We start from the raw sequence: 12,435 nt of genomic DNA, 5'->3' as shown, positions 1-12,435 counted from the left end.
TGGCACCCCCCTTGCCCACCTTCCGGCCCCTCCCCTCAGGCGGCCGTGGCGCGCTGCCGCGCCAGCGCCTTCGGCAGTTCGCTGCGGGAGGTGATGCCCAGCTTCCGGTACGCCCGGTTGAGGTGCCATTCCACGGTCTTCACGGTGACGAAGAGGGTCTGCGCGATGTCCCGGTTGCGGATGCCCTCCGCCGCCAGGGCCGCCACCCGCCGTTCCTGGGAGGTGAGGGCGGCCGATCCCTCCTCGGTCACGCGGACCCGTACCCCCATCGCCGACAGCTCGGACCTGGCGGCCGCCACCAGGCCCCACGCGCCGCACTGCCGGGCCACGGCCAGGGCGTTGTTCAAAGTCCGCCGGGCCCGCGCCCACCGCTCGGACCGGCGCAGGCCCGCCCCGAGGTCGACGAGCGCCGTGGCGTGGTCGAGCCGCGCCTCGGAGTCGGCGAGCATCTCGGCGGCCTCCTCCAGGTACCGCACCGCCGAGCCGGGCGCCGCCGTCAGGCCGCGGGCCCGCAGCGCGGCGGCGATCACGCGCCGGGACGCGAAGGCCCGTACGCGCGGAAGCGCCCGCTCGGTCATGCCGCGGGCGACCTCCGTGCGGCCCGCCCTGTCCAGCAGGACGGCGGCGTCGAGGGTGTGGAGGAGGGCGGGGTCGCGCATCCCCCAGTCCTCCAGGAGCCTGCACCCGTGGAGGATGTCCTCGACGGCGGTGTCGATGTCGCCGAGTGCGGCGTGCAGATGACCGCGGGCGAACACCACGGGCACGTAGATCGCCGACCGCCGCATGGACGCACTGAACTCGTGGGTGCGCAGCACGGCCGCGGCGGCGTCCAGTTCGCCGCGCGCGGTCAGCACCCTGGTCAGCGCGCCGACGGCGAACACCGCCATGGGGCTGCGCAGGCCGGCGCCGTCGGCCCGGTCCAGCACGTGGCGCGCGTCCGTCTCCGCCTCGGCCAGCCGGCCGCGCTGGTAGCGGACCCAGGCGCGTACGGCGCGGTAGGAGTCCGCGGCGATCGACGCGCCGGTCTCCTCCGCGTCCGCGAGGGCGTGGGTGAGCAGGCGCTCGGCGTCCCCCAGCAGGTCGCAGCAGACGAGGACGGCGGCGACCCGGCACCAGAGCTGCGCGGACACCTCGTGGTCGTACGACGCGAGGCCGTCGGCGAACACGTCCGCGAGCGCCTTGTCGGTCAGCTCCCCGATCCGGTGCGCGGGCTCGCCGCGGCGCAGGGCCGCGGCGGGTTCTTCGAGGGCGAGCAGCCGGGCCGCCCCCGGGCCCGGGGCGTCGGTACGGGCCAGCTCGCCGAGCCGTTCCGTCGCGATGAACCGCAGGTGTGACGCCTGGCTCGCGGCGACGACAAGGGCGATGTCCAGTCGGCCGCCGAGGGTTTCGTCGTGGTCGTCGACCTCCTTGCGCAGCCGCTGGAGCAGGGATACGGCCTCCTCGACCCGGTCGGCGGCCACGAGTCCGGCCGCGAGGTCGAGCCCGACCGTGCCGCGGGCCACGGGGTCCGCGCTCAACTCCATGGCCTGGCCGAGGTGGTCGAGGGCCGCGGCCATCCGGGCCCGCAGCTCCGCCCTGCCGAGTTCGGTGAGCACCGCGACCTCGTCCTCGGGCGCGGGCGGTTCCTGGAGGGCGCGGGCCAGGTACGCCACGGCGGCGGTCGGCCGGTCGTCGGCGACCGCCTTCCGGGCCGCGCGGCGCAGCAGGGCGACCGCGTGCCGGCTCCCGGCGACCTCGGCGTGCAGCAGGTGGCGGGCGACGTCGTCCACCGGGGCCGCGGCCTCGGCGAGGACCTGCGCCGCCCGTGCGTGGACCGCGTTCCGCCTGGTGGCCGGCAGGCTGTGGTAGATCGCGGCCCGGACGATGGGGTAGAGGAAGCGCGGCGGCAGGTCGGGCTGGAGCAGCCCGCCGTCGACCAGCGCCCCCAGCGCGCCGGCGACGGCCCCCTGGCCGATGCCCGCGACACCGCTGGCGTACGTGAGGCCGGGTTCGGTGCCCAGCACGGCCATGGCCTCCACGAGCGCGACGGCCGGCGCAGGCAGCGAACGCAGCCGTCGCAGCACGCCGTGCACGACCCGGGGCGGGGCGAGGCCGGGGACGAGGGCCGCGGGCGGCGGGCCGCCGTCCGGCGGTTCCGCGGCGGCCAGTTCGTCGATCAGCTCGCGGAGGTAGAAGGGGGTGCCACCGGTCGCCCGGTGGCAGGCGTCCACGAGTGCGGGACCGGGCCCGTCACCCAGCCGCGTGCCCAGACAGGCCCTGACGCCCGCCGCGCTGAGCGGGGTGAGGCGGAGCAACTCGGCCGCCGGCAGGCCGACGATGGCGTGTGCACCGCCGATCCGGGGCCCCTTCTGGGCCGGGTCCGTCGTGATGCCGAGCAGGATCGGCTGGCCCTCCAGCCGGGTGGCCAGGTAGTGCAGGAAGCGGAGCGAGGGGGCGTCGCCCCACCAGATGTCGTCGAGCAGCAGCGACAGGGGCCGGCGCTCGGCGAGGTGCACGCACATCCAGTAGAGGCCGTTCAGGAGTACGTGCTGCCGGTCGCCGGAATAGAGCGCGGCGTCCTGCCCGACGGGCGGCGCGTCCTGGTGCCCGTACTCGAAGAGCCGGAGCGCCGGCCCCGCCGGTCCCCGGAACACCCGGCGCCGCTCCTCCGGTGCCGCCGCGGCCAGCCGGCCCTCGAAGAGCCGGCGCACGACGCCGTACGGGAATCCCCCCTCCGACTCGTCGCTCCTGGCCTGGAGGACGCGGAAGCCCTCCGCCTCCGACCTGCTCCGCAGGGCGGCGAGCAGGGCGGTCTTGCCCATCCCCGGGGCGCCTTCGATGAGGAGCAGTTGTCCGGCGCCCCGCCGGCACCGGGTGACCGCGCTGTCGAGGACCGCGAGTTCGTGGTCCCGCTCGATCAACGGCACGTCTGCTGCACGCATGGAATCCTTCCCCCGTCGCTGACGATCTGCCGGTTCAGGTGAGTCGGGGTCCCGACGCGTCACTCGCCCTCCACCGCCTTGTCGATGAGGGCGAGCAGCTCGTCGTCCACAACCGGCACGTGCTGCGTTTCTGCGGTCCCGTCCCCGGCGTCCGGGCTCGTCCCGGCGGTCCCGGTGGAGGCGGTGGAGGCGGCGTCCTCGGGGCCGGGCGGGAAGAGTTCGGTGTGCAGGCGGTCCGCCAGTTCGGCGGGGGTGGGGTGGCGGAAGACCACCGTGCTCGGCAGCCGTACGCCCGCCGCGGCGGTGAGCCGGTTGCGCAGCTCCACCGCGGTGAGGGAGTCGAATCCCAGCTCCCGGAACGGGCGGTCCGGCACGATGTCCTGCGCGGTGCCGTGCCGCAGGACCGTGGCCGCCTGCGACCGGACCAGACCCAGCAGCACCCGCTGCCGCTCCTCGGGGGTCGACCCGGCCAACTGCCGTGCCAGGGCGCCGTCGTCGGCGCCGGGCTCCGCCGCCGGCCGGCCGGTGGCGGCCTGTGGCCGGACCGTGCCGACCAGGCCGCGGAAGAGGGCCGGCAGTTCGCCGGCGGCGGCCCTCTCCCGCAGCCCCGGCAGGTCCAGCCGGGCGGCGACCTGGACCGGCTCGCCGCCGGTCAGCGCCGCGTCGAAGAGCGCGAGTCCGGCGGCCGAGTCGAGGGGCGCCACGCCCGCGCCCGCCAGCCGGTCGAGGTCCCGGCCCGCCAGGTGCCCGGTCATGCCGCCGGCCTCGCGCCACAGGCCCCAGGCGAGGGAGACGGCGGGCAGCCCGCGGTGCCTGCGGTGCCGGGCCAGGGCGTCCAGGGTGGCGTTCGCCGCGGCGTAGTTGGCCTGGCCGGCGGTGCCCAGCAGCCCGGCGACGGAGGAGAACAGCACGAAGGCGTCCAGGTCGAGTCCCGCCGTCAGCTCGTCCAGGTGCTGCGCGGCCCGCGTCTTCGCGTGGAGCACCCGCGCCACCCGCGCGGGCGTGAGCGATTCCACGACCGCGTCGTCGAGCGTCCCGGCGGCGTGGATCACCGCGCCCAGCGGCCGGCCGTCCGGTACGGCCGCGAACAGGTCCCGCAGCGCCCGGCGGTCGCCGACATCGCAGGCCGCCACGTGCGCCCGGGCGCCGAGGTCCGCGAGTTCGGCGGCGAACTCCGCCGCGCCGTCCGCGCCGGGGCCGCGCCGGCTGGTCAGCAGCAGGTGCCGGATCCCGTGCCGGGTCACCAGGTGGCGGGCCAGCAGGCGGCCGAGCGTCCCCGTACCGCCGGTGACGAGGACCGTCCGGTCCGGGTCGAGGCGGCGCGGCAGGGTGAGCACGGCCTTGCCGAGGTGGCGGGCGTCCCTGAGCGTCCCGAACGCCTCCGGAGCCTCCCGTACGCCCCACGACGTGATCGGCGGCGGCGGGAGCGTACCGGCGGCGAAGAGGCCGGCGAGGCGCCGCAGTACGTCCCCGACCCGGCCGGGGTCCTCGGCCGTCAGGTCGAAGGGTTGGTAGACGACGCCGGGCCGGTCGGCGGCCACCGCGGCGGCGTCGCGGACGTCGGTCTTGCCCATCTCGACGAACCGGCCGCCGCGCGGCAGCAGATCGAGCGAGGCGTCGGTGAACTCGCCCGCGAGGGTGTGCAGGACGACGTCCATGCCGGCGCCGCCGGTGGCGTCCCGGAACCGCTGCCCGAAGTCCAGGTCGCGGCTGGAGGCGAGGTGGTCGTCGTCGAACCCGAGGCGCCGCAGCAGGTGCTGCTTGGCCGGGCTCGCGGTGGCGAACACCTCGGCGCCCACGTGCCGGGCGACGTGCACCGCCGCCAGCCCGAGCCCGCCGGTGGCGGCGTGGACGAGGACCCGCTCGCCGCGGCCGAGCCCGGCCCCGTCGACGAGCCCCATCCAGGCCGTGAGGTACGCCACGGGCACGGCCGCGCCCTGCGCGAACGTCCAGCCCTCGGGCATCCGCACCAGGGTGCGGGCATCCGCCACGGCCACCGGGCCCATCGCGCCGGAGATCAGGCCCAGCACGCGGTCGCCGACGGCCGGTTCGGTCACGCCGGGCCCGACGCCGGTCACCGTGCCCGCGCCTTCGATCCCCAGGTCCGCCTGCCCGGGATACATGCCGAGCCCGATCAGCACGTCGCGGAAGTTGAGCCCGGCGGCGCCCATCGCGACGCGGACGTGGCCTGCGGGCAGCGGCCCGGCCGCCGCCGGGGCGGGGAGGGCCGCCAGGCTGTCGAGCGTGCCGCGGACGGTGGCGTCGATCCGCCACGGCTGGTCAGCGGGCGGCGTCGGGAGGCGGGCGCCGGTGTGCGCCAGCCGCGGGACTGCGACCTGCCCGGCGACCACGCGGATCTCCGGCTCGTCCGGCGACGCGAGGGCGGCGGCGGTGGCCCGGTAGCCCGGGTCGTCGGTGACGTGCGCGAGGGCGAAGCGGTCCGGGTGCTCGGTACGGGCCGTACGTACCAGCCCCGCGACGGCCGCCTGCGCCGGGCCGTCGCCGGTGACGGCGACGGCGAGCCGGGAGGCGGCGAACCGCTCGCCGGCCAGCCACTCCTGGAGGAGTCCCAGCGTCCGGGCGGCTGCCTCTTCCGCGGTGCCCGCGTCGGGCACGGGGGCGATGACGAGGGGCGGCACGGGGTCGGCGAGCGCGGCGAGGCGGGGCGCGTGCGGGTCAAGCACACACGGGAGGCCGGGCGTACGGCCCGCGGCAGACGTGGTGGGTGAGGCGGACGCGGAGGAGGTGACGGGCGAGGGAAACGTGTCGGGCGCGACGGCGGCGGTCGTGGCGGGCGGGCTCGCGGCGGGCTGCCAGCGGACCCGGTACAGGCGCCCGGAGCCGTCCGAACCGGCGGCGCCGGCCGGAGCGGTGCTCTCCCGGAGCGTCAGGGAGTCGACCGCGGCCAGCGGGCGGCCCGCGGCGTCGGCCACGTGCAGGGCGAAGGCCCCCTCCCCGTCCGGGACGATACGGACCCGCGCCGCCGTGGCGCCGGTGGCGAACAACTCCACGCCGCCCCAGGCGAACGGCAGCGCCGGACCGGTGCCCCGCTCGTCGGCCCGGCCGGGCAGCGCACCGTGCAGGCAGGCGTCGAGCAGCGCGGGGTGGACGCCGTAGCCGGCGGCGTCGGGCGCGCCCGCGGCGGGGAGCGCGACTTCGGCGAACACCTCGCCGCCCCGCCGCCAGGCCGCGCCCAGGCCGCGGAAGGCCGGGCCGTATTCGTAGCCGAGGGCCGCCAGCCCCGCGTACAGCTTCTCGACCGTCAGCAACTCGGCGCCGGCGGGCGGCCATTCGGTGGGGACGGCGCCGCCGGGCGCTCCCCGAGCGGGCGTCAGGAAACCCGTGGCGTGGCAGACCCACGGCTCCCCGGGTGCCGCGCCGGCCGGGCGGGCGTGGACGACGACGGGACGGCGGGGCACCGGGGCCGTGCCGTCCTCCGGGGCGCGTACCGCAATCTGGAGCTGGACCGCGGCCCGCTCGGGCAGGTGGAGCGGGGCGTGCAGGACCAGCTCCTCCAGCCGCCCGCAGCCGACTTCGTCGCCCGCGCGGAGTGCCAGCTCGACGAAGGCGGCGCCGGGCAGCAGCACGCTGCCGGAGACGACGTGGTCGGCGAGCCAGGGCGCGGTGCGGCGGGACAGGGTGGCCGTCAGCAGGGCGGCGTCGGAGTCGGCCAGTTGGGTCACGGACCGGGCCAGGGGGTGGTCGCCGGTCTCGGCGGCGGGTGCCGGGGCGGCCATCCAGTAGCGGCGGCGCTCGAAGGCGTACGTCGGCAGGTCCACCGTGCGGGCGCCGGGGAAGGCCGGGGCCCAGTCGACGGCGGCACCCTGCACGTGCGCCTCGGCGAGCGAGGTGAGGAAGCGTTCCGCCCCTCCGTCGCCGCGCCGCAGCGAGCCCACGGCGACGGCGTCCGCCTCGGCGGTCTCCTGGACGCCCATGGTGAGCACGGGGTGGGCGCTGGTCTCGATGAACATGCGGTGGCCCTCGCCGACCAGCTTCCGTACGACGTCGGAGAACCGCACCGTACGGCGCAGGTTGCGCACCCAGTACGCGGCGTCCAGCTCCCGGCCGTCCAGCAGCTCCCCCGTCACCGTCGACCAGAACGGCACCCGGCACGACCGCGTCCGGACCTCGCCCAGCACCTCGGTCAGCTCCGCCGCGATGGCGTCGACCTGCGCGGAGTGGGACGCGTAGTCGACGTTGGTACGGCGTACCCGGACCTGCTCGGCCGCCAGCGCCGCCGTCAGCTCCGCGAGTTCCGCCACCGGCCCGCTGACGACCGTGGTGGCCGGGCCGTTCACCGCCGCCACGCACAGCCCGCCGCCCAGGGCGTCGAGCCGCTGCCGCACCGCCTCCGGGGGCAGCGCCACCGACGCCATGCCGCCCCGCCCGGCCAGTCGCCGCGCGATGACCCGGCTGCGCAGCGCGGCGACCCGGGCACCGTCCTGAAGGCTCAACGCTCCGGCGACCACCGCCGCCGCGATCTCCCCCTGCGAATGCCCCACCACCGCCGACGGCACCACACCAAAGGACTCCCAGAGCCGCGCCAACGACACCATCACCGCCCACAACGCGGGCTGGACCACATCCCCCGGCCGAAGATCCCCCTCAAGATCCGCCAGCAGCGACCGCCCCGTGAACGGGGCCAACGCCGCCGCACACTCCTCCAACGCCCCCGCGAACACCGCCGACTGCCCGTACAACTCCAGCGCCATCCCACGCCACTGCGACCCCTGGCCCGGGAACACGAACACCGGACCCGCGCCGACCCCCGTGGCCCGGCCCGTAACGAGGTGCGCGGCGGGCTCCCCCGCGGCCAGCGCGGCCAGGCCGTTCGCCAGCTCTCCGGCGTTCCTGCCGACCGCAACGGCCCGGTGCTCCAGCGCCGCCCGGGTCGCCGCCAGCGACCAGCCGATGTCCGCCGCGGCCCGCTCGGGGTGCTCCCCGGCGAAGTCACGCAGCCGCCCGGCCTGGGCGGCGAGGCCTCGCGGGGTGTCTCCGGATACGGGCCACACCAGCACCGGAGCCGCGGGCGGCGCGGACTCCGGCCGCGGAGCGGCGTGTTCGGCGGACTCGGCTGACTCGTCGGGCTCAGCAGCTTCGTCGGCCGCCGCTTCCACGATCACGTGCGCGTTGGTGCCGCTGATGCCGAACGAGGAGACACCCGCCCGGCGCGCCCGGCCGCGGCCGGGCCAGGGACGCCCCTCGGCCAGCAGGGCCACCGCCCCGGACGCCCAGTCGACGTGCGGGGACGGCCGGTCGGCGTGGAGCGTACGCGGCAAAGTCCCGTGCCGCATCGCCATCACCATCTTGATCACGCCGCCCACGCCCGCGGCGGCCTGCGCGTGGCCGATGTTGGACTTCAGCGAACCCAGGTACAGCGGCTCGCCGGGGTCGCGGGCCTGCCCGTACGTCGCCAGCAGGGCGTGCGCCTCGATCGGGTCGCCCAGGCTGGTGCCCGTGCCGTGTGCCTCGACGGCGTCGACGTCCCCGGCCGCCAGCCCGGCCGCGGCCAGGGCCCGGCGGATGACCTGCTCCTGGGCGGGGCCGCTGGGGGCGGTCAGCCCGTTGGACGCGCCGTCCTGGTTGACCGCGGAGCCGCGCAGCAGGGCGAGCACCCGGTGCCCGTTGCGGCGGGCGTGCGACAGCCGCTCCAGTACGAGCACCCCCGCGCCCTCCGCCCAGCTCGTGCCGTCGGCGCCGGCCCCGAACGCCTTGCAGCGGCCGTCGGCGGACAGCCCGCCCTGGTGGCCGAACTCCAGGAACATGCCCGGGTTCGACATGACGGCCACACCCCCGGCGAGGGCGAGGGAGCACTCCCCCTGCCGCAGTGACTGCGCGGCGAGATGAAGGGAGACCAGCGACGAGGAACAGGCGGTGTCGACGGTGAGCGCAGGGCCCCCGAGGCCCAGCGTGTACGCCACGCGGCCGGACAGCACACCGGGGGTGCCGCCCGTGAGGATCTGCCCCTCGAAGCCCTCCGGCGCCTGGTCGAGCCGGGCGCCGTACTCCTGGGCCATGGCGCCGACGAAGACGCCGGTCGCGCTGCCCCGCAGCGTCGCCGGGACGATCCCGGACCGCTCGACCGCCTCCCAGCAGACCTCCAGCAGCACGCGCTGCTGCGGGTCCATGGTCAGCGCCTCGCGCGGCGAGATGCCGAAGAACCCGGCGTCGAACTCGGTGGCACCGTCGAGGAAGCCGCCCCGCCAGGTGCGGCCGGTGCCACCGCCGTCCCAGCCCCGGTCGTCCGGGAAGCCGGTGATCGCGTCGGTGCCGTCGGCCACGAGCCGCCACAGGTCCTCGGGGGACCGGACGCCACCGGGGTACCGGCAGGCCATCCCGACCACCGCGATCGGCTCGTCCCCGGCGCCGCGTTCGTCCCCGCCCCCGTCGCCGTCGCCGGGGCGGCCGTCCGCCGCGGGGGTGCCGGTCAGCCCGGTGCGCAGCCGTTCGGCGAGGGCGGCCGGTGTGGGGAAGGAGAACAGGACGTCGGACGGCAGGCGCAGCCCGGTGGCGGCCCCGAGGCGGTCGCGCAGTTCGACGGACATGTGCGAGTCGAAGCCCGCGTCCTTGAACGTCGTCTCCTCGGCGACCCGTTCGGGGCCGGGGTAGCCGAGCACGGCCGCCGCGTGGCTGCGTACGACATCGAGCATCCGCCGGGGCTGCCCGTCGCCGCCGGGCACGGACGGGTCGCCGGCGGCCGGTGGCCGGGCGGTCACCGGCGCCGTGTCCGCGCCGTCGGGGACCGGCGGTTCCACTGCTGCGCTCGCCTCGTCGTCGCCGGCGGGCAGCCAGTGGCGGGTGCGCTGGAACGGGTACGTGGGCAGTGGGACGCGCCGGGCGTCGAGGCCGTCGAACGCGGCCTCCCAGGTGACGGGGGCGCCCCGCGTCCAAGCCTGCGCGACGCCGGTGAGGAACCCCTGCCGCCCGCCGTCGCCGCGCCGGAGGCTGCCGACGACGGCGGCTTCGACGCCGAGCGCGTCGGCGGTCGCGGAGACGGCGGCGCTCAGCACGGGGTGGGGGCTGGCCTCGACGAACAGGCGGTGGCCCTCGCCGACCAGCTTCCGTACGACGTCAGAGAACCGCACCGTGCGGCGCAGGTTGCGCACCCAGTACGCGGCGTCCAGCTCCCGGCCGTCCAGCGCCTCCCCCGTCACCGTCGACCAGAACGGCACCCGGCACGACCGCGTGGGGATCTCGCCGAGGGCGTCGAGGAGTTCCGGCACGACGGCGTCGACCTGGGCGGAGTGGGACGCGTAGTCGATGTCGACACGGCGTGCCCGGATCTGCCGGGCGTCCAGCACCGCGGTCAGCTCTCCCAGTTCCGCCACCGGTCCGCTGACGACCGTGGACGCCGGGCCGTTCACCGCTCCGACGCACAGCCCTCCGCCGACCGTGCCCAGCAGTTCCCGCACCTCGTCCGCCGGAAGCGCCACCGACAGCAGTCCGCCCTGTCCGGCCAGGCCGCGGGCGATGACCCGGCTGCGCAGCGCGGCGACCCGGGCACCGTCCTCAAGGCTCAGCGCGCCCGCCACCACCGCAGCCGCGATCTCCCCCTGCGAATGCCCCACCACCGCGGACGGCACCACACCGAACGACTCCCACAGCCGCCCCAGCGACACCATCACCGCCCACAACGCGGGCTGGACCACATCCCCCGGCCGAAGATCCCCCTCAAGATCCGCCAGCAGCGACCGCCCCGTGAACGGGGCCAACGCCGCCGCACACTCCTCCAACGCCCCCGCGAACACCGCCGACTGCCCGTACAACTCCAGCGCCATCCCACGCCACTGCGACCCCTGGCCCGGAAAGACGAACACCGGACCCGCGCCGGGGAGGGCGACGCCCTGCACGACCCCGGGGGCGGGCTCTCCCCGGGACAGGCGGGCGGCCCCGTCGCGCAGGTCCTCGCCCGACCCGATGACGACGGCGCGGTGGTCGAAGTGCGCGCGGGTGGTGGCCAGGGAGAGTCCGACGTCCTGCGGGGTGTGCCCGGGGTGGTCGCGCAGGTCGTGCAGGAGGCGGGCCGGCTGGTCCCGCAGTGCCGGAAGGCTGCGGCCGGAGAAGAGCCAGGGCAGCGGGCGGGTGTCCGTGTCGTCGCGCCGCGGGCCGGCTCCGGCGACCGCGGGGACGTCCGGCTGCGCCACCACGACATGGCAGTTGGTGCCGCCGAGGCCGAACGAGGACACGCCCGCCACCAGCGGCAGCTCCGGGCGGGGCCAGCCCGCGCGGGTCGTCTGCACCCGCAGGTTGAGCCGGTCCAGCGGGATCCGCGGATGCGGTGTGGCGTGGTGGAGGCTGGGCGGGAGTTCGCGACCGCGGATGCTGAGGACCACCTTGAGCAGGCCCACGATGCCGGCCGCGCCTTCCAGGTGGCCGACGTTGGTCTTGACCGAGCCGACCGGCAGCGGGTCGCCCGCGGGCCGCGCGGCGCCGACCACCGCGCCGAGGGCCGCGGCCTCGACGGGGTCCCCGGCGGGGGTGCCGGTGCCGTGCAGCTCGACGAACTGGACGTCGCCGGGGTCCGTGCCGGCCCGCCGGTACGCCAGCCGGAGCACCTCCTCCTGCGTGCGGCGGCGCGGCGCCCCGAGGGAGTCGCCGCCCCCGTCGTTGTTGACGGCGCTGCCGCGGAGCACGCAGGACACGGTGTCGCCGTCGGCCAGGGCCCGCTGGAGCGGCTTGAGGACGAGCACCGCGCCGCCCTCGCCGCGGACGTAGCCGTCGGCGGCGGCGTCGAAGGTGCGGCAGCGCCCGGAGGCGGACAGCGCGCCCATCCGGTCGGAGGTGGCGGTGGACTCCGGGGCGAGGACCAGGTTCACCCCGCCGACCAGCGCCAGGGTGGATTCCCCGCGGCGCAGGCTCTCGCAGGCGAGGTGGACGGCGACGAGGGAGGAGGACTGCCCGGTGTCCACCGTGAGGCTCGGGCCGGTGAACCCGAGGGCGTACGAGACCCGGTTGGCCAGCATCGCCCGCCGGGTGCCGGCGAAGGTGTGGTGCGTACGGGCCGGGCCGCCGCGCCGGTGGGCGAGTTCCGCGTAGTCGTCCCAGATGGCGGCGGCGTAGACGGCGGTCGCGGTCTGGGAGAGGTCGTACGGGACGATGCCGGCGTCCTCCAGCGCCTCCCACGCCAGCTCCAGCATCAGGCGCTGCTGCGGGTCCATGACCGCGGCCTCGCGCGGGGAGATGCCGAAGAACTCCGGGTCGAAGGCGTCGACGCGCTCCAGGAAGCCGCCGTACGCCCGGCCTCCGGCGTGCCGGCGGCGGCTTTCGGGGACCTCGCCGACGGCGTCGCCGCCGTCGCGCAGCAGCCGCCAGAACTCCGCCGGGCCCGACGCGCCCGGCAGCCGGCAGGCGAGGCCGACGACGGCGATCGGATCCATCCCGGTCATAGGCGTTGCTCCCCCGTGCCGTGTCACTGGTGCCGTGGCTCTTCCACCGCTTCGGTTGCGGTCTCGTCGTTGCAGGGACAAACGAATTCTGTGCACCTGTACCAGCCGCCCACCCCGGTGCACACCCC

At 76.8% G+C, this 12,435-nt stretch carries 2 protein-coding genes; both read right to left on the bottom strand.

The annotated features are described in order from the left end of the window. Window positions 1-35: 35 nt before the first annotated feature. Complete coding sequence (locus QBL21_RS13125; RefSeq protein ID WP_407562334.1) at window positions 36-2,921, bottom strand: AAA family ATPase; 2,886 nt, start codon at window positions 2,919-2,921, stop codon at window positions 36-38. A gap of 59 nt (window positions 2,922-2,980) precedes the next feature. Then, on the bottom strand, window positions 2,981-12,307 hold the full coding sequence (locus tag QBL21_RS13120) for a type I polyketide synthase (protein ID WP_407562333.1): 9,327 nt from the start codon (window positions 12,305-12,307) through the stop codon (window positions 2,981-2,983). Window positions 12,308-12,435: the final 128 nt, after the last annotated feature.

Source organism: Streptomyces sp. 184, assembly GCF_045781775.1.
Lineage (GTDB): Bacteria > Actinomycetota > Actinomycetes > Streptomycetales > Streptomycetaceae > Streptomyces.
The sequence above is the reverse complement of the archived record's forward strand: the minus strand, read 5'-3'. Positions and strand labels throughout refer to the sequence as shown.

Bases quoted from the DNA above. Each gene is read 5' to 3' on its own strand.
- QBL21_RS13120 (WP_407562333.1), bottom strand. From the start codon at position 12,307: ATGACCGGGATGGATCCGATCGCCGTCGTCGGCCTCGCCTGCCGGCTG.
- QBL21_RS13125 (WP_407562334.1), bottom strand. From the start codon at position 2,921: ATGCGTGCAGCAGACGTGCCGTTGATCGAGCGGGACCACGAACTCGCG.